16 protein-coding genes are annotated in these 18,125 nt (G+C 73.1%); 3 read left to right on the plus strand and 13 right to left on the minus strand.

Annotated features, from left to right (window positions below):
• Positions 1-32 precede the first annotated feature (32 nt).
• Both OIE69_RS43360 and OIE69_RS43365 read right to left on the minus strand, forming a co-directional pair.
• Complete coding sequence (locus OIE69_RS43360) at positions 33-719, minus strand: hypothetical protein (RefSeq protein ID WP_326581612.1); 687 nt, start codon at positions 717-719, stop codon at positions 33-35.
• 5 nt (positions 720-724) lie between these two features.
• Positions 725-1,339 carry a hypothetical protein gene (locus OIE69_RS43365; RefSeq protein ID WP_326581613.1) on the minus strand — a complete coding sequence of 205 codons (615 nt, stop codon included), beginning with the start codon at positions 1,337-1,339 and terminating at the stop codon, positions 725-727.
• Between the two features lie 540 nt (positions 1,340-1,879).
• Between OIE69_RS43365 and OIE69_RS43370 the strand changes: the two genes are divergently transcribed.
• Positions 1,880-2,203, plus strand: a complete 324-nt coding sequence (locus OIE69_RS43370; RefSeq protein WP_326581614.1) for a hypothetical protein — start codon at positions 1,880-1,882, stop codon at positions 2,201-2,203.
• A 123-nt stretch (positions 2,204-2,326) separates the two neighbouring features.
• Here the strand turns inward: OIE69_RS43370 and OIE69_RS43375 are convergent, their stop codons facing one another.
• Both OIE69_RS43375 and OIE69_RS43380 read right to left on the minus strand, forming a co-directional pair.
• On the minus strand, positions 2,327-3,619 hold the full coding sequence (locus OIE69_RS43375; protein ID WP_326581615.1) for a hypothetical protein: 1,293 nt from the start codon (positions 3,617-3,619) through the stop codon (positions 2,327-2,329).
• Positions 3,616-4,725: a HesA/MoeB/ThiF family protein gene (locus tag OIE69_RS43380; RefSeq protein ID WP_326581616.1), complete on the minus strand. Its 1,110-nt coding sequence runs from the start codon at positions 4,723-4,725 to the stop codon at positions 3,616-3,618. Before OIE69_RS43380 ends, OIE69_RS43375 begins: the two co-directional genes overlap by 4 nt.
• Before the next feature lie 506 nt (positions 4,726-5,231).
• On the opposite strand from OIE69_RS43380, the gene OIE69_RS43385 reads away from it, so the two are divergent.
• Entirely contained in the window at positions 5,232-6,551 is a 1,320-nt protein-coding gene (locus OIE69_RS43385; protein ID WP_326581617.1) for a hypothetical protein, read from the plus strand.
• 183 nt (positions 6,552-6,734) lie between these two features.
• Here OIE69_RS43385 and OIE69_RS43390 read toward each other — a convergent pair whose 3' ends face one another.
• A complete protein-coding gene (locus OIE69_RS43390; RefSeq protein ID WP_326581618.1) occupies positions 6,735-7,010 on the minus strand; it encodes a hypothetical protein in 276 nt (91 codons plus the stop codon).
• A 340-nt stretch (positions 7,011-7,350) separates the two neighbouring features.
• A complete protein-coding gene (gene mobF / locus OIE69_RS43395; protein WP_326581871.1) occupies positions 7,351-12,084 on the minus strand; it encodes a MobF family relaxase in 4,734 nt (1,577 codons plus the stop codon).
• A gap of 428 nt (positions 12,085-12,512) precedes the next feature.
• On the opposite strand from mobF, the gene OIE69_RS43400 reads away from it, so the two are divergent.
• On the plus strand, positions 12,513-13,046 hold the full coding sequence (locus OIE69_RS43400; RefSeq protein WP_326581619.1) for a hypothetical protein: 534 nt from the start codon (positions 12,513-12,515) through the stop codon (positions 13,044-13,046).
• Between the two features lie 81 nt (positions 13,047-13,127).
• Here the strand turns inward: OIE69_RS43400 and OIE69_RS43405 are convergent, their stop codons facing one another.
• From OIE69_RS43405 to OIE69_RS43435, 7 genes are all read right to left on the minus strand, one after another.
• Positions 13,128-13,340, minus strand: a complete 213-nt coding sequence (locus OIE69_RS43405; RefSeq protein ID WP_326581620.1) for a hypothetical protein — start codon at positions 13,338-13,340, stop codon at positions 13,128-13,130.
• A gap of 130 nt (positions 13,341-13,470) precedes the next feature.
• Entirely contained in the window at positions 13,471-13,890 is a 420-nt protein-coding gene (locus OIE69_RS43410; protein ID WP_326581621.1) for a hypothetical protein, read from the minus strand.
• A 201-nt stretch (positions 13,891-14,091) separates the two neighbouring features.
• Positions 14,092-14,580 (minus strand): hypothetical protein, encoded by a 489-nt coding sequence (locus tag OIE69_RS43415; protein ID WP_326581622.1) that lies wholly within the window; start codon positions 14,578-14,580, stop codon positions 14,092-14,094.
• Positions 14,581-14,757: 177 nt separating this feature from the next.
• The gene (locus tag OIE69_RS43420; RefSeq protein ID WP_326581623.1) at positions 14,758-15,615 is read right to left on the minus strand and encodes a hypothetical protein; all 858 of its coding nucleotides are present in this window, start codon (positions 15,613-15,615) and stop codon (positions 14,758-14,760) included.
• 164 nt (positions 15,616-15,779) lie between these two features.
• Complete coding sequence (locus OIE69_RS43425; RefSeq protein ID WP_326581624.1) at positions 15,780-16,505, minus strand: hypothetical protein; 726 nt, start codon at positions 16,503-16,505, stop codon at positions 15,780-15,782.
• Between the two features lie 217 nt (positions 16,506-16,722).
• The gene (locus OIE69_RS43430) at positions 16,723-17,139 is read right to left on the minus strand and encodes a DUF6283 family protein (RefSeq protein WP_326581625.1); all 417 of its coding nucleotides are present in this window, start codon (positions 17,137-17,139) and stop codon (positions 16,723-16,725) included.
• Between the two features lie 199 nt (positions 17,140-17,338).
• Entirely contained in the window at positions 17,339-17,857 is a 519-nt protein-coding gene (locus OIE69_RS43435; protein WP_326581626.1) for a hypothetical protein, read from the minus strand.
• Between the last annotated feature and the right edge of the window lie 268 nt (positions 17,858-18,125).

Raw genomic sequence — 18,125 nt, forward strand, 5'->3', positions numbered from 1 at the left:
CGAGGTCCGCGGGCGGTGCCCGCGGCCTCCTGTCATGGGGCGAGGAACGGCCGGGGCGCGGCGGGAGGCGTCAACGGTGGCTGATGCGCTGTCCCTCGTGGCCGCGCCCGGTTCTCGCGTGCTGTGGCCAGGGCTTCCAGCCGCGTCAGGTGTCCTTCATCCAGTGTCAGTAGTCGGGCAGCGACGGCCGCGTTGGTGGGCGTGCCGGTGAAGAGTGTCTGCACCTCGGCTCCGGTCAGTCGGCCGTGCTGGTGAAGGTGCTCGGCCACCGTCATCACCGCTGTCCAATGCCGGTCGAGGAACTCCTCGGCCTGATCGGAGGCCTGCCGCACCTCCCCCGGTGTCGCGCCGGTCGCGGCGAGGGCGTCGAAGTCGTGGCTGGCGGCAGCGCGTACGGCGGACGACCGCAACGCAGTCCACATGTGCTGCTCCCGTAGCCACCGCTGCTGGGCGAGGTGGCCGCCGTGCAGGAGAACCAGCAGCGCCTGTTGCGAGTCCCACCGCACGTCGGTGTAGGCCCGTTCGCCCTCGCCGTCGACGGCGCACTCGAGCACGCGGGCCTGCCCGGTGGCGAGTGCGGCAACCGCGTGGCCGCTCTCATGGACGGCGGTGAAGCGGCGGTACACAGGCTCGGACACGTCCAGCGCCGTGAAGACGGTCAGCGGCTCCTGGCCGCGAGGTCCCGTCGTCGGTACGGCGGGTCCTCGCTCATCAGGCATGCGCGTCAGCGGCCTTGTCCGCCGCGTCGGCGGCTCGTGCCGCTGCGCTGTCCCTGCGGTCGGCGCCGGGCCGGTCGGGTCCCGCGGCCCGGAGCGACCTCTCCGGCGCTGGGCGCGGAGGAGAACGCCGGGGCGGAGAACCCGCCCGGCACGCTGGTGCGCGCCTGCGCCGGAACCGCTGCGGTCGCCGCGGCGGGCTTGGCCACGTCGGCTGTGCGGGCGCGGGTGGCGGTCCCCATGGGCTTGGCGTGCGGGATGAGCGGGGCGCAGACCTGGCAGACCTCTTCCACGGTCCACACGCGGCCGACCGCGGGGTCGTGACGCAGGATCAGCACGACACCGCCGGAGCAGAGCACCTTGGTGTCGCCGTGGACGGTGCACTGCCGGGCGCGGCAGTGGCAGGCCGCGTCGGGCCGGATGGTGGCCACGCGGGCGTGGGCAACAGCGTGTTGCGCGGCGAACGTGCGCATCGCCTTGAGGTCCCGGGATCGGGGCGGCATCTTGCAGGCGGTGCTGCTGCAGGTGACGGTGGCCGTGCGGTCGGCATGGCCCTCGAGGCGGATCGTCCAGACCCGTCCGGGGATGCGCTCGATGGCTGCCGGGGTGGTCGCAGATGTCACGCAGGGCTTCCATTCGTCGGTTATCAACAGCGTCCGGACCACTATGGGTTACCGGGCGAGCACGGCGGCAGCGGATATCCGGACGATCCAGGCCGTGAGGCGGTTGGGTGTACATGTGTCCCACCAGGCGGCCAGGGCCGGGGCGCGGCGTGCTGGCTGTCGTCTTACCCCGTCTGCGCCGGTTTCGATCCTGGGCGTTGGGCGGACGACGACAGCAGAAGGGGCGCCGTCGGCGGCAGCCTCGGGGCGGGGCCTCCCACACCCCGCCCATCACTCTTTGTGATCGCGCTGGCCAATACCCCTTGCCCTAATATGAGATGAAGCGCGAGCTGCTGTGTCCGCGCTGTCCCGTAAGGGCTCCCGCCGATCCGTGAAGCCGGATCCGGACTTGGGGTTAAAAAAAAGCCCACGGTGGTGACTCATAGCATCGGTATCCGTCACTCTTTGTTGGATGTAGGTAAAGTCTCCGCGACTGCGCCGCATTGACGTCCGCCACCACAGGGCTTCCCCCGTCCAGCCGGACCCCCCAAGGGAACCCCTTTGAACCTCCAGATCGACCCCGTCAACGGCGTGATCTTCGGCATCGCCGTCCTGGTGGGCTGGCTTGTCTACCGCCGCAACCACGGCGGTGCACAGGCAGGCCCCACGCTCGCGGGCCAGCAGCCTGCCGGCGACCTCCTGGGCGCCGTCACCGCCGCGGCCGCCGTGATCCTCGCGCTGTCCTTCCTCTTCGGGCTCGGCGACGGGAAGACCGACACGGGGCGCGAGCCGCACCCGACGCCGACGGTCACCGTCACGGTGCCGCCCCCTACGGCGCCGGCCGCGACGCCGAGCCCGTCGCCCGCCGGGACGCCCTCCGCCTGACCTGGCACGGACACCGGCTGCACCGCCCCGGGACGTCGCCGGTCCTGCCGTGCCCTCATCCAGGTGAGCACGATCCCGGGCCGAAGCCTGCGGGCCTGGCCGTGCGGCTGCCCTTCCGGCCGGTCATGCAGCCCGGGCGCGGCGGCGGTTGATCAGGTGGTGGCCGTGGCGGCGCCACCATGCGCGGGCCCACAGCGCCTGGGGGGCCAGCAGCACGAGCAGGACCACGCCGCCGTCCAGCGCGCGCACCGCCACCGGGGCGGACGGATCCAGCAGGTGGCCAGCGGCGGCGGTGAGCAGGTGCAAGTCGAAGGGGATCGTGACCGCCGCGGCGGCGGTCAGGCACATCGCGGTCCCGGCGATCAAGACCAGCGTGTAGACGCGGACGATCCGGGCCTCGCGTATGGGCAGGGTGGCCAGCGGGCCGGTCCCGGGCGCAGGCTTGCGGCGCAGCTTCGCTGCGACGCGGCGGGCCTGGTGGCGGGCGTGGGCGGCCGCGTGGGCGTACAGGGTGCGGCAGCCGGTCAGGTCCTGGATGAGGAAGTAGATGTCGGTGCGCATGAACGCCATCAGCTGGATCGTCAGGGTGATGGTGACGGTGGTGGTGACGATGAGCGCGACGCGGTGCACGACGGTGCCCGCGTCGGTGTTGGCCGCGGTGAGCACCGCGGTGGAGGCGAGCGCGACGTCGGTGGCCATCCCTGCGGCGTAGATCGTGAGTCGGTGGCGGCGGGGAGCGGCCCAGATGCCGGGGACCTCGGTCTGGGCGACGAGGAACTGCAGGCGGGTGCCGAAAGTGATGCGGCCGGGCACCCCGGCGGCGCGCGCGGTGATCAGGTGAGCGAGTTCGTGGATGCCCAGCAGGGACCAGGCGATGGCGGCCTGCACGAGCAGGACAAGACCGGTGTGCTCGGACCAGATCAACTGTCGGTAACCAGGCCACAGCTGCGGCCGGCCCACCGTGACGAAGACCGCGACGGCCACCAGGGTGGTCAGGAGGACCGGCAGTGCCGGATGCAGGGTCCATGCGACGGCGGCCGGGCTCAGCCTCGGCCAGGTCGGGCGGAGCGGGGCCGGTCCGGGCACCGGCTGGCCGTCGCAGGTGGCGACGAATCCGAGCGGCACGAGGTCGGTGGCCAGGCCGGTGATGTCGAGGTTTTGCCCGGTCTGCGCGCGCAGCAGGCGGCGGGTCTGGGCGGGGGTGTGGCCTTCGGCGAGCAGACCCAGTGCGCGGGCGCCTACGGGCGGCAGAGCGATGAAGTCGCCGGTGTCGGTGCGGCCGACGACGATCTCTTCGTCTTCGTCGCGGACGGCGAGGGGGTGCAGTTCAAGGATGCTGTCCTCGCGCACCACCGGGACGCCGCCGGGGCCGTCTGGCACGTTGGGCGGCAGCGGCGCGGGCGCGGGGGCGGTCACGGGGTGGGCGCGCAGGCCGGGCAGTCCGGGCGGCGCTGGGACGTGAGGTGGACCGGGTCGGTGCCCAGGGCTGCGAGGTTGATCCCGTAGATGGTGCCGGGGGTGACGGCGGCCGTCCCGGTGAGAAGGGCAATGGCTAGGTGTGCGGCAAGCTGCCCGGACAGGCCCGCGGTGATCGCCGTGGCCGGATGCCCGGGCGCTCTGGGCAGCGTCTTGATCAGGTCGGTGTCGTCGGCGATGTCGGGCTGCCACCGCTCGTCCTCGGTGCGGCGCAGGCACATCCGGCAGCCGCCGCTGATGTGCGGGGCGTAGGCGCCGACAGTGACCAGCGGCCCGTGGTAGCCGCCGTCGATCCAGGGCAGGTTCGCCTTCAGGCAGGCCTCGTTCGCCCAGGTGCGGATGTCGTCGGGCTGGTCGGCGCACATCATCAGCAGGTCGAAGCCGGGCAGGATCTCGGCGAGGTCGTCGGGGCTGGTGATGCGGGACCGCTGGCCGGTGACCGTGATGTCGCTGTTGGTCTGGTGGAGCCGGTCGCGGGCGGCGTCGACCTTCAGCCGGGTGATGTCGCGCTCGCGGAACAAGGTCTGGCGGTTGAGGTTGGACAGTTCCACCCGGTCGTGGTCGACCAGGTGCAGTCGCCCGATGCCGGAGGCGGCCAGCGCCGTGGCGGCCGCTCCCCCGGTGCCGCCGACACCGACGACCACCACCTTGGCGGAGCGCAGGATGCGCTGCACGTCCCAGGCGCTGGCGCGGGGCTGCGGGTCGGTCCACCGCCAGTACGCCACGCTTCTGCCGTAGCGGTCCTGTTCTCGTTCGGTGAAGTCCGGCGGCGGCCACGCGGCCGCGTCGTCCATGTGGCCTGCCTGGATCAGGTCGTCCAGCGCGGTGAAGACGTCCTCGGCCGCGGCTTCGGGGTGCAGGGCGCGTACGGTGTCCGCGATTTGCTGCGGGGTGCGGGTGCCGTCGGCGGCGGTCAGCAGGTCCCACAGCCACGGTGGGCCGTCGGTGATCTCGGTGGCGAGGCCGTACACGCCGCTGCCGAGTCGGATCCGGCCGTCGGTGGTGCGGTAGGCGCCGTGCTCGGGTCGCACGCGGGGCAGCTGCATGACCATCCCAGATGAAGAACGCGGGTCGAAGAGCAGGAAGCCGGCCCCCGTAAGAGGGCGGAGGCCGCGCCCGCGGCCCCGGGCAGGTGCCCGGTGTCAGAGCGGCGCGGGCGCGGCCTGACGGGCAGAACGAGGTGGTGTCCTGCCCGAGGTGGTGAGGGCGTCGACGGGGCATGACAACGCCCTCACCGTGTGCGTGCCGGGGCCGGCGGGGTCAACTGGCGTTGGCGCAGGGACTGTTCGTGGTCTCCACGCGCTCCAGGCGGCGGAAGCCGATGCGCGCCGGGGCCGCGGCCGGGGTCTTCGCGGTGGTCTTGGTCAGCTTGGACATGATGACTCCTCGTGGGCGAGGCCGATGGGAAGGGCCTCATCGCAGCACCGCCACGACGTGGGGGCAACCAACGCCCGTCTGATTGGCCAGACTTGATCCACGATCTCCCGCGGTACGGGATGGTGGCGGGAAACCACACCCCCGGTGGGTGGCCGGACGAGGGGACGAGGGCTGCATGGAAGCGCTGCTAGGACCGGACGAGATCGACCTCGCGCCGTGGAGCTCCCGGCACACGTTCCCCTCACCTGGCGACGTCGACCGCGAGCTCGCCCGCATCGCCGAAGCCCACCCCGCGTGCCGCCGGGAGCGGCTCGGGCCGTCGCGCGGCGGCCGCCCGGTCACGATGCTGACCGTCCCCGGAGGCCCGCGGCACGTCCTGGTCGTCGCGGGCCCGCACCCGAACGAGCCTGCCGGAAACCTGACCATCGTCGCGCTGGCCCGGCTGCTCACCCGCACCAGTCGCTGGACCGGTTCGATCGGCTGCACCTGGCACCTGGTGGGCTGCATCGACCCGGACGGGGCCGCCCTCAACGAGCACTGGACCAGCCGGCCGCTGGACCTGGACGCCTACCACCGCCACTTCTACCGGCCGCCGATGGCCAGGCAGCCGGAGTGGACGTTCCCCGCGCCCGGCTGGGACCGGCCGCTGCCGGAGACCACAATCCTGCACCAGCTGCTCACCACGCTGCGGCCCGAGGTCTACATCGACCTCCACAATGCCGACTTCGGCGGAGCCTTCTTCGTGATGAACCGCCCGCACCCGGCCCTGTCGACGGCGCTGCGCGACACCGCCGCTCGGCACCGGATCCCGCTCAGCCACGAAGGCATCGACACCGCCGGCTGGGCCAAGGACGGCCCAGCCGTGCACCTCATGCCGCCCGCCCACGAAATGGTCATCACCCCGCCCGGCAAGGACAGACCCTCCCACGGCGCGAGCAGCCTGCACCACCTCCCCGACGGCGCGATCGCCGTCATGCCCGAGGTGCCGCTGTGGCCCGCCCGTACCCTGCCCACCCCGTACACCGGCGGCCCGGACGGCAGCGGCTACGCCGACCTAATGCGCCGCGCCGCCGCGACCCTCTCTGAGCGCGCCGAGCTGTTGAAGGCGTGTCTGGACCGGGTGCTGCCCCACCTGCCGAGGGACACCGCGGTGTTCACCGACGCCGTCACCGACACCCTGCGCGCGGCCACCGGCTGCGCGACGCTGTGGGACTCCATGGCCGGCGGGCCGGTCACCCGGGGCCAGTACGCGGCCTCCGACGACGGCGCCATCTCCTTCCCGCTGCGCGCCGCCGGGATGCTGCTGCGCGCCCTCACCGCCGAGCCCGTTGCTGCCCGCCCGGCCCCGCTGGAGGCCGAACACGCCGCGGTCGCCGAGGCTTTCGGCGGCTGGATCAACGACCTGCAGGCGACCACGCCCGCCCCCTACCCGCTCGAAGCTGTGGTCGGCCTGCAGACCACCACCGCCCTGCGGGCGGCCGCCATTGGCCCCTGACCTGCACCAACGCCCCGTCCGGCGGGAAGTACGCAGGACCGCATGAATAATCCCCCCACTATTAAACCGAGGATAATGGGGGGATTTTTGGCAGAAAAAACGCCAGGGAACAATTTTCGTTCACCTGGCAGGCTGTTAAATTATTCGCTCAAGAGTCACATATTGTCGCGTGCTAACGATGCGTCAGCGATTAAGCCACTTGTTAACCTTCGCCTTCACCTTCTTCTTCAGGTAACCAAACTCTTCCATTAGGACATCCAGGCTTTCACTAATGTCTCCGTACGACTGGGCGAACGCGAGGAACACGGACGCATCGTTATGGCCGGACGTCGCGGCGACCACGGCAGCAAGGAGCGCCAACGCGATGACCGTGGTCGCCCTCCGCAGGCGCCGAACACGGTCCTCCGCAGTAGAAGGCGTCCTGACCTGCATGTTGTGGTGGTCGTTGGTGGGCAGCATGAGTAACCTCCGTCATGTAAATGAGTGTCATATTTCACCCCTTGGTGAAGCTTGAGGATTAGTCCTCGAACGTGCATAAAACGCAAAAGAGGAGGTCACCGGGTACACGAACGGCCCCACTGCGGGGGCCTACGGTGTACCTGATCACTTCCTCGTTGTTACGCCTCCATCTTACCCGCGAGCCGCCGTAACGTCAATTCTCAAGCGCGTCATCGGATTGACGTCCGGGAGGGTCTGCGGAGTGCCGAAGCCGATGATGACACGCGCCCGGCGTTTCACCAAGGAAATTCCGCCGCTGCGGGTCACGGACCCTCTCGGCGTTCACACGAACCCGTGGTGGTCAGCGGCGGCGCGGGCGAGGGCGGCCGGTGCGGTGGCCGTTCCGGTTACCCCTTCGCGGGGCCGGAGGCGGTACCCGCGGAGCCGCGGGAAGGTCGGCGCGGGCAGCCTCGGTGCGCTGGCGCAACTGCTCCAGGCGGGCCTCGATGCGGGCGCGGGTGTACAGGTCGATGGCGTCCGTGAGGTGGTCCCATTCCTGGCCGTCGATGCCGGACGGGCGTGGGCCGAGGATGTCGGAGCCGGCGCGGTGGTGACGGCGGCGGTAGTCGGCGAGCGCGGTGACGAGCCGGGTGTAGGCGTGCTGCTCGTCCTCGTTGTCCTCATCCGGCGCGGTGATGGCGCCGATCCAGGCCTCGGGTGCCGCCTCGCCAGCGAGCGCTGCGGCCAGCGCGCTGCGGGCCAGGCGGGCGTCGGCGGCGGCGTTGTTCAGGGGTGCGATGCCGTGCGGGTCGCGTACGGCCGGATGCGCGGGCAGCGCGTAGGCGCCGCCGGGCGGCGGGCTGTCGAGGTGGGCCAGGACGGCAGCCAGGACATCGGAGGCGGGTGCGCCGGGCGGTGGTGTGTGCATCGGGTGGCGGCTTCCGTTGAAGGCGCGGATGCGGGCGGTCATGGCGTCCCAGGCGGCGGCGTCGCCGGGGTCGGCCGGGCGGGGGCCGAGGCCGGGCACCGTGGTAATGGCGTGGCGGGTCCGCCACAGTTCGACCAGGGCGCAGGTGGTGGCCCAGGCGGCGCGCCGGTTGGGCGAGGTCGCAGGCGGTGGCGGGCCGAGCGGGCGGGCCCAGGCCGGCGGGTGGTCGGCGAGGGTGTGGCCGCGGGCTGTCACCGCGCGGGCGAGGATGCGGTGGCGTTCGGCAAGGTGCTGGCGCCAGTGGCCCGGGGTGTCGGGGTGCGTGAGGCAGGTGCGGTCGGCGGCCCAGTCGGGAATGTCGGCGTGCTGGTTCGGCTGGTGCGGAAGGTGGTCGGGCAGGCGGTCACGCAGCCGCAGTTCGGCGTCGATCCGGCCGGTGATGGCGTCGGCGCGGGCGAGCGCGGTCCGGGCGTGGAACTGCCGCTCCTTGCTGGCGTCGGCGCGGTCGTGGTGGTGGCGTCGGGTGGCGGCCAGGCTGCCGCTGCCGGTGTGGTGACGGCCGCGGTCGCGCTGCCAGTCCTCGCGGGCGGCCTGCTTCCACGGCAGGGTGCGGCGCAGGGCGGTCTCGGCCGTCAGGGCGGCGATGGTGGCCCGAGCGGCGGGTGACAGTGGTGTGCCGGTGCGGGCGGCGTCGCGGTAGGCGGCGCGGGCGGTGGCGATTTCAGCGGCAAGCTGGGTGCGGGTCAGCGGCCCATGGGGGCGGTCGGGCCAGGCCGGATGGGTGATCCCGTCGCGTGTCGTCACTGGTGCGGGGAGGACGCTCATGGCGGCGTCGGCGGCTTGGAGTTCGGTGTGCGCGGCCGTGCGGTGGGCGGCCGCGAGGTGGGCGAGGTTGTGCAGCTGGTCGAGGGTCAGGTGCGCCAGCGGGCGGCTTTGCGGGGTGGTGGTGGCCGCGTGTGCGGCGTCTGTGAGGTGGCGGCGCAGCCGCCAGGTGAGTAGCGCGGCGATGTCGTCGGCGTCGGCCAGGGCGCGGCCGGTGAGGGTGCGGGTGAGCAGGCGGGGCAGGTCGAATCCGGTGCGTTCGGCGTCGGCGAGGGCGCGGATGAGGGCGGGGAAGGCGTCGGCGGCGAGGAACGCTGCGGCGCGGTCCAGGCCGAGGGTGTGCTCGAGGACGCCGGTCAGTCGGGCGGTGGTGGCGCGCCGGGCGACGTCGGCGTACTGGGCGGCGAGGGTGCCGGGGGCGGTGGCGTGGCGCTGGAGGTCGGCGATCGTCTCGGTCGCGGACAGCTGTGCGCGGCGGCGGGCGGCAATGCCGGTGAGGACGTCGTTGAGGTCTTGGCCGTCGTGGTCGAGGGCGACGTACAGGCGGTTGGTGTGGCGGCCGCGGGTGAGCTGGACGTAGACGCCTTCGCGGCCGGAGGCGGGGGTTGCCAGGGCGTGGGAGGTGTCGACGGTCATGCCCTGGGCGCGGTGGATGGTGGAGGCGTAGCCGAGTTCGCAGTGCCCGGCCACGTAGTCGGCGGGCAGCCGGATGCGGCCGTGGTGGCCGGTGTGCCGGACGACAAGCTCCCCGTTGGGGTCGACGGCCTGGACGGTCCAGGTGTCGCCGTTCTTCACGAAGTCGCGGCCGCCGCGCACGCTCATGCGGCGGGCGTTGAGGCGGGTGACGATGATGTCGCCGACGTGCGCGCGGGCCCCGGCGCGCAGGGCGATCGAGCTGCGGGTGTCGAGCCGGCCGGCTGCGATGTGCCAGGCCTGGGCGCGGGCGTTGAGCGCGGTGACGGTCGCGGTGTCGGCAGCGGTCATCAGCGTGGTCCGCCCGGCGAGCGTGTCGGCGGCCCACGCTTCGAAGACGGCCTGGTGCATCAGCTGGCCGGGGCCGGCGGTGACGCGGCCGCGGTCGCGGTACCAGGTGAAGGCCTCGGCGGGGTGCTTGCTGTCGCGTAGGGCCAGGGACGCGTCGGCTTCGCCGGGGGTGCGGAAACGGTGCAGCCGGTCCAGTTCGACCGCTCCCCCGGCACCGGCGATCAGGCGCAGCGCGCCGCCTGATTCGATCGCGGCGAGCTGGTGCGGGTCGCCGAGCAGCCGCACCACGGCCCCGGCGGCGGTGGCTTCGGCGAGGATCTTGTCGAGCAGGCGGGTGCCGGCCATGCCGGCCTCGTCGACCAGGACCACGTCGCCCGGCCGCAGGGCGAAGGCGTCGTCGGTGTCGTGGCCTTGGGCGGCCAGTTCGCGTTGGTGCAGCCAGGAGTGCAGGGTGTGCGCGGGCAGGCGCAGGTCGCTTCCGAGGACCTTGGCGGCGCGGGCGGAAGGCGCGAGCGGGATGACCCGGCTGCCGGCGGCGTGGGCGGCGGCGGCCAGCAGCCGCATGGAGGTGGTCTTGCCGGATCCGGCCGGTCCCAGCCCGGCCAGCAACAGCTTGTCGGACAGGGCGAAGGACGCGGCAAGCTCGCGTTGCGCGGCGCCCAGCGGCCCGTCGTGCACGGCGGCCGCGCGGGCGAACGCTTCCCGCCCGACCGGCGGGATCACGTCGGTGCGGGCGGCGGCCAGCAGCCGGTTCTCCGCGGCCAGCAGCGTCGCGGTGGTGTAGGTGCGGGCTCCGATCGGCTGGTAGACCGAGGTGCCGTCCGGTCGGGTCAGCTCCGGGTGGCTCGGGTTGATGTCCGGCGGTGTGACCTCGAGGCAGTCCGCATCAGCGAGCGCCTGGTCGGCAATCCGGTCGGCGGCGCCGGATGGTGCGGTCGCCCCGGCCAGGGTGCGCATCAGGTAGCGGCGGGCTTCGGCCAGAACGTGCCGGCGGCGGAAGGTGGTGCGGTGCGCGGCGACTTCGGCGAGCACCGCGGCGGCGGCCGCGGCGACATCAACGTCGACCGGGGTGGTGGCGCGACGGACGGCTACCGGGGCCGCAACGTGGGCAGCTGCCTGTGCCGCATCCAGAAGCCCGTCGACGGTGGCCTGGTCGGTGGCGGCGACCGCACGGCGCCGCCAGTGGTCCAGGAGCTCGTCCAACGAGCGGGCGGCACGCTTGGCCGGCCGGGTCAGCAGCGTCGCCTGGCCCTTCAGCCGGGTCCGTGCTGCCGGTCCAGGCTGCCGCCCGTGACGGCGTGCATAGTCGTCGAAGAGGGTCTCGGCGGTGATGCGGATGGCTGTGCCGCGCTGGGAGAACAGCTCCCGCAGCCTGGCGTCGATGCCCGCAATGCGCATCACCGGCCGCTGCCCGGGGGTGACTTCGACCGGTTCGGTCCGCAGGCCCAGCCGCTCGCACAGCAGCTCCAGGACCCGCTGGTTGAACAGCTCGGAAGCGGCGACGATCTCCCGGTACAGCAGCCGGTTGTCCAAGTTCCTCCAGCGTCCGTCGGGCCCTTGGACGCGGGGGCTGATCACGACGTGCTCGTGCAGCATCGGGTCCCCGGCCCGCGACTCGTAGTGCAGGTACACCGTGGCCAGCACCCCCGGCACTGCCTGCTCCTGGACGACGCCCCCGGCGCCGCTTCGCACCGCCAGCGCGTGGTTCTCGATCCAGGCCACGGTCTCCGCCCGGGCGGCCTGCTGCACCTCAAGGGCCGTGCGGCGCACTGCTTCGTCGCCAAGAGCGAACAGCAGCGACAGCTCCTCGGAGGAGAACGTCAGGTCGAAACCGGTGCGGGCCTGCCGCTGCTGGCCGGTGCGGGCGGCCAGGAACCGGCCGAGCTCCGCCCCGCTGTCCGGCGTCCGGTGATACTCGGCGCGGAAGGCCTGCGCGGCGACCGCCATCCTCACCTGCTTGGCTTCGGCCTTGGTCAGCGGCCGGCACACCCGCTCACTGGCGATGTCCAGAGCCTGCTCGATCTGCCGGTCCAGCGGCGAGGACTCCGCCAGATTCGGCAGCGCCGGGCCGAGCTTGGCAGCCCGCATCGCCCGGGCGGCACCTGCGCCGGCGCGCGTCTGGATCGCCACGATCGCCTCGGCGTCCGGGTGCATGCCCAGCCCGAACAGCGCCCGCATCTGCGGCTCGGTCACCTCCCCGGCAAGACCCAGCCGCACCGCCGCCGCGCCGTGCCACTCCCCGACCGGAACACCGGGCGTGCTCGAGGACACCGCGGCTTCACTGCCACGGGCACCGTCCGCCGCCGCGATGTTGTGCCGGTAGTACGGATAGCTGGCGGCCGTGATCCCTTTCACTGTCATCCCCACCCGACCAGTGCACCACCACCACCGCCGTGCGCGGCGGGCCCGAACACCTGATCCGCCCAGTCCTCCCGTACCGGTGGAAACGACCTTGCGGCGCATCCCGCCCGGCGGAACCGCAGGCCCGCCCGGCCAAAAGTGCTAGAGGTGTGCGGCGCACCGGCCCTCACCAGCCGGGGAACTATCAGCCCCACTCACGACAGCCACCCACAGCAGACCGACACCGCCGGGGCCGAGCGGACCAGGTAACACTCCACCAATCACCCGTCACGACCGGGACATCCCGCCTGCGGGACCACTCACCCCGAAGCAAGTCCAGGGGCCTGGGACGGGCGCGTCTGGGCCGGTGAGCGGCGGGCCTGGCGGGGTGAGACTGCCGGGCGGCGGCCTGCGCTGGGCGGGCCGGTGAGCGCCGGGAGGCGATCGGCATGTCCAGTAGCGGGAAGAGCCGGGGGGCGAAGGATCTGGCGCGGCGTCGGGCGGCGTTGGAGCGGGTCCAGGCGCGGTTGGCCGAGGAGCGGCGGGCGGCTGAGGAGGCTGAGCAGGCGCGGCGTCTGCGGGAGGCGTCCTTGGATGAGCTGGCGGCGGATTTCGAGCTGGCGCAGGAGGACGCGGGTCGGATCGCGGAGGAGGTGGAGGCTGAGGTGCGGCGGGTGCGGGCGCGGGGTGAGGAGCGGATGCGTCAGGCCCGCTTGCAGGCGGCGCAGGTGGTGGTGGCGATGGGCGAGGCGGGCGAGACGGTGGTGGCGTGCGGGCGCAGGTTGGGGGTGTCGGCGGAGCGGGTGAAGGAGCTGCGGCGGCTGGCGCGGGAAGCCGGCGGAGACGGCGGGCCGGGCGTAGCGGGCGTGGCGGCGGATCAGGGTGGTGGCGTGGCGCGGTCGGGGACGTCGCGGGGTCAGGGCGGGGTGGAGCCGGTCGTGGGTCGTGGGCTGGTGGCCGGTGCCGGAGTGCCGGTGGGGTGAGCGCTGGCCGGGAGACGGCATACGTCGGCCCCGGTCACCCGTCTTGCGGGTGGCCGGGGCCGGGTGTGTGCGGGGCGGGGGTCAGAGGATCGCGTCGCGGACGCGGCCGTCGCTGTAGACGAAGAGTCGGGGCGCGGAGTTGTCGGCGCGGACGGCGGCCGTGCCGGTGTGCGGGTGGTCGGCGAGCAGGGCGCGGGCGGTCTGCACGATGGCGTCGCGGGGCTGGTCCTCGGGCAGGTCTGTGGCGGAGTGCTGGATCACGTCGGACCAGTTGGCGTAGAGGTCGATGCGCATGCGGGTCTCCTGGCCGGGGTGTGGTTGGGGTGTGCCGAGCGTGGCCGGTGGCGTGGTTATGGCGGCAAGGCGTGGGGCGGCCCCGGTCGCCCGCAGATTTGCGGGTGGCCGGGGCCGGGGGTGCCGGGGGTCAGGTGCGGGGCGGCGGGGTGGTCCAGGGCGCGGCGGGCCGGGCGGGCGCGGGTGCGGGTGTGTAGGGGGTCTGGGGTGCGGGGTGGGTCCACGCGGTCTGCTGCTGGTGGGGCGCGCCGGCTGGTGCCGGTGCGGGCGCCGGTGTGGGGCTGGCGACTGCGGGTGCGGGGACGGGCTTGTAGTGGACGGTGACGGGGGTCTGGTCGCCCTCGATGTGGATGCGTTCGGCGATGCCGGGCGGGGTGAGGATCCACGCGGTGGTGCCGTCGCGTCGGGTGGTGCGGCGGATCAGGGGCGGGGGGAGCGTGACGGCGTCGGTGGTGCCGGTGGCCGGGTTCGTCTCGGTGACGGTGATGTGGTCGACGGTGGTGAACAGGCCGGGCAGGTCGCCGAGTTCGCTGATCGGGATGGTGTGCACGGTGCGGCGTTCCCCCTCTCCAGGTTGCGGGTCCGCGGGGAACGGTAGGCGGCCGGGCGGGTCGGCGGGGCGTTGTGGCGGTCGGGGTGCCGGGGGGTGGGACGCGGGTGCGGGGGTGCGGTGCTGGTGGCGGGAAACGGCGGGCTCCGCCGCCGGGCCGGGGGTGTCCGGGCTGGGGGCGGGGCCGCGTCGCGGGTTGGGTCAGATGGCGAGGGTGTCGGGGGTGGTGGTGGCGTCGCTGGTGATGGCGCCGGTGGCCAGGTCGAGGGTGAGGACCGACAGGGTGCCGAGGTTGAACAGCTCGGAGAACTCGGTCAGGGCTTCCTCGGTGGCGGGCAGGTCGACGGTGGAGACGGCGCCGTCGGCGTGGAACAGGCGGGCGTCGTCCGGGTTGTACTCCAGGAGTCCGCTGTCGTGTTCGGTGACGACGAACCGGACGTGCGTGACGGGCGTGGCGCTGGCCAGGCGGTTGTCGGGGGTGAGGGCGGCGAGGTCTTCGTTGATGGCTTCGAGGAGGGCGGCGCCTTCGACGTGGGCGATGACCTGTTCGCAGGCTCCGACGAGGTGGTGCAGTTCGAAGGACGGGAGCAGCGCCAGCGCGCCGGCGACGACGGTGTGTTCGGTGAGGAGCTGGGCCAGGAGCTGCGCGCGCTCGTCGACGGTCAGGGGCTCGGGTTCGGGTTCGGTCACGGTGGCCTGCTTTCCAGCGGGTCGGGGTTTCCCGGCGGCGTAGAGCCAAGGGCCGGGGCGTGGCGGTGACGGTGGTGGCGCGGGGCGCAAGGCGAGCAACCCCTCGGGCGGGGTGACAGACGCGGACGGCCCCGCCCTCCTGGCGAGGCGGGGCGGGGCCGTCGGTGGCGGCGGGGGTCAGGGGTGGAGCAGGTCGGGGTCCTCGGCGTCGTCCTCGTCGGCGGTGCCGGCGGCCAGGTCGAGGGTGTAGGTCGAGCAGGAGCCGACGTCGTCCAGCTGGGACAGGTCGGTGAGGGCTTCTGCGGTGTCGTGCAGGTCGACGGTGGAGACGGCGCCGTCGGTGTGGAACAGCCGGACGCGGCAGGTGCTGTAGGCGTAGCCGTCTTCTCGGGCGCTGGTGGTGAACCGGACGTGGGTGACGGGCGTGGCGCTGGCCAGGCCGTTGTCGGGGGTGAGGGCGGCAAGGCTCTCACGGACGGAGTCGAGGAGGGCGGCTTCGTCCTTGGGTCGGGCGGCTTCCTGGCACTCGCCGATCAGGTGGTGCAGCTCGTAGGAGTCCAGACGGCGCAGGGCGGTGACGCGGGCCTTGGGGCCGCTGGTGAGGAGCGCGGCCAGGAGGCGGGCGCGGTCGTCTTGGGTGAGGACGGTGTAGGGGTCGGTGCCGGTGGTCTGCGGGGTGAGGTCAATCTCGACGGTGCCGGTCGGGCGGTCGAAGCAGGTGACGTCGAAGAAGCGGGCCTCGCTGTCGGGGCGGAGCTGGCGTGCCAGGGCCTTGCGGGCGGCGTGTGCGGGGCTGTCGGCGTCGATCTGGATGATCCAGGTGACCTGGTACTCGCCTTCGCCGGTGGGCGGCTGGGCGCTGCCGGGGGTGATCAGGGCGTCGTGGAAGCGGCGCAGCGCGAGGACGGCGGCGCGTTCGGCTTGGGCGGGCCAGGTGGGGTCGGTGTCGCGGGCGTGGCCGAAGTCGCCGTTCTCTTCGAGGAGCGAGAGGGCGTCGCCCGTGGTGGTCGCGGCGGCGTGGTAGTCGGTGGTCATGCGGGGACGGTGGTGGTGGCACGCGTTAGGCCCGCAACTTCAGAGGAGAAGGGCCGGGGTCGTGATGCGCGGCTGAAAGCGGAGCGGCCCCGGTTCCCCGGTCGCTGGTGCGTGCCGGGGGCCGGGGCGCGTGGGGCGGGTCGCGGCGCGGCGGGCCGGGGGCGTCAGACGGCGAGAGCGGCGTTCACGCGGGTGAGTACGGCGTCCAGGTCGGCGGGCACGGGAACCTCTTGTGCCTGGACGTCCTCCACGTGGGTGATGGCACTGAGCAGGTGCCAGTAGCGCGACGTGTCGTGGACAGTGGCGGCGTGGGCGGTCAGTTCGACGTGCAGCCGCAGCAGGTAACTGGGCAGGAGCGTCGGGATGTCGTTGGCGCGGATGAGCGCGACGGTGTCGGTGGGGGCGGCTGTCGGGTTGTCGGCGGGGCGCAGGGTGTTGCTGTAGACCTCCCGGTCGCCGGTGTTGTCCCACACGATGCGAGTCAGGCTGTTGTGGTGGTCGTCGCCGGAAACGTAGGTGATGACCGTGCCGGAGTCGCCGTGCGTGGTGGACGTGACGCGCTGCCCGGGGCGGTACCCGGCCACGGGGGTGCCGTTCTCGTCGGCGACCCACGCGTGCCGGAACGCCGTGGTGAGCGCCTGGATCTCGGCGAGGGTGCCGCTTGCGCGGGTGGACTGCGTGCCGCAGCGTCCCCGGTCGCAGAGATCGCGGGGGTCTTCGCAGACGCGGAGGGTGTAGCGGCCGGGCCGCAGAGCCTCCAGGGCGCCGCTGGCTGCCTGCTCGAACGCGTTGCGGGCGACGGTGGGTGCGGCGGCCGGCCCGGGGTTGGTGGCGTGCTCGGCGTTCAGTTCCGGGGCTTCGGTGGCTTTGTCGTGGTCGATGGTGGTCATGCGGGGATGGTGTCGTCGGTGCGCGTTACGCCCGCAACCCCAGAGCGAGGAGGGACGCTGAGGTGGTCATGCGCGGATGAACACGCAACGGCCCGGTCCTCGGGTCGCTGGTGCGTGCCGGGCCCCGGCTCGCGCGGGAGGGCGCGAGCCGGGGCTGCGGCGGTTCAGCGGCGGGTGGGGACGAGGGTGTAGTGGTCGCAGGCGGCGAGGTCCTGGGTCAGGGCGCGGGCGGCCCGTCGTCGGCCGGGTTCTGGGGCGGGTTGTGAGCTGCGGCCATAGCGTCGTAGGAGTCGTGCAGCGGGGGCCAGTTCGGGCCCGGGGTGAGGGCGCTGGCGGGCAGGGAGCCGGTGATCACGGCGAGGCGGACGGACAGGTTCTGGTGTCCGGCGACGGCGAGCCATCCGGCGCAGGCGAGGTCTTCGCCGCTGCCGGGGGCGCCTTTGTGGCAGCCGAACTTGGGTTGCTGGCCGAGGGCTGCGGCCTGGTAGGCGTCGTCGTCTGTCGGGTCGGGCTGGACGCTGGTGGCGCGGAGCTCCTTGAAGCGTTGCGCGGGGAACCGGCCGGGGGGTGCGTCGAGGAGCCAGGGGCATTCGTTACAGGGGAACGGGCGGTACGGCATGGCGTGGCGGGTCACGGGTGCGGGGCCTCCTCAGCGGGCCGGATTGGTGGGGCGGCACCGTGCCGGGGGCGGTACCTAGGCACGCCACCCCGGCCCCGAACGGGACGGCCGAAGCTGAGGCGCCAGGCTGGGAGCCGGGAGCGTGGGGATGCCGGCGGCCCGTCCCCGGGCGGGGCCGGGGGCGGGCCAGGTTCGCGGGAGGGGCCGGGGGTGGTCAGCGGCCTCGGGCTGCGGTGAGCGCCCACTCCTTGGTCTGCAGCCGCAACTCGTAGAGCTTGGCGGTCAGGAACGAGCTCGCGCCGACGGTGGTCATGAGCGGGGACAGGCGCAGCTTCTGTGGGCCTTCGACGCTCTTGGAGCCACCCAGGGCGGGGTCCAGGGCGAAGACGGTCGTGCCGTCGATGTCGTAGGTGACGGCGAAGTCGATGACCAGGTCGCCGGGGGCTTCGAAGAACCCGCGGGCGTCGTCGTACCGGACGAGCCGCCATCCAATGAGGGTGGCGGTGCGGGCGATGACGGGGTCGATGTCGAGCGGCGTGGTGGTGAAGGCGACGTAGGCGGGGCCTTCGGTGTCGAAGCCCATCTCGCCGAACCAGGTGGTCAGGATCTGGGTGACGTCGGCGCCGCTCCAGTTGTCGTCACCGTGCTCCTGGTCCTTGAACCGGTCGAACAGGTCGGTGATGCGGCAGCCTTCGGGGCTGGCCGTGTCGATGGTGGGCTGCTGGAAACGCATGGCAGGGCGCTCCGGGAGGGGAAGGGGCGGTCCGGCCGGCGGCCGCCGGGAAGGGTGTGTGGTCCCGGGCCCGGGAGGGCGGGGTGTGGTCACCGCCGTCCCGGGCCCGGCACCGGAGACACTGGCCTGCCGCGGCTTAACGCCCGCAACAACCCCCGCGCCGGGCTGGGCGGCTGCCCGGGCGCGGTGGCCTGGCCTTCCTCGGCGACCCGATGGGTGTCGATGCCCCACGGCCGGGCGACGGCCACGATCAGGGAGCCATCGGTCG

The sequence above is a fragment of the Actinacidiphila glaucinigra genome, from assembly GCF_035918135.1.
GTDB lineage: Bacteria > Actinomycetota > Actinomycetes > Streptomycetales > Streptomycetaceae > Actinacidiphila > Actinacidiphila glaucinigra.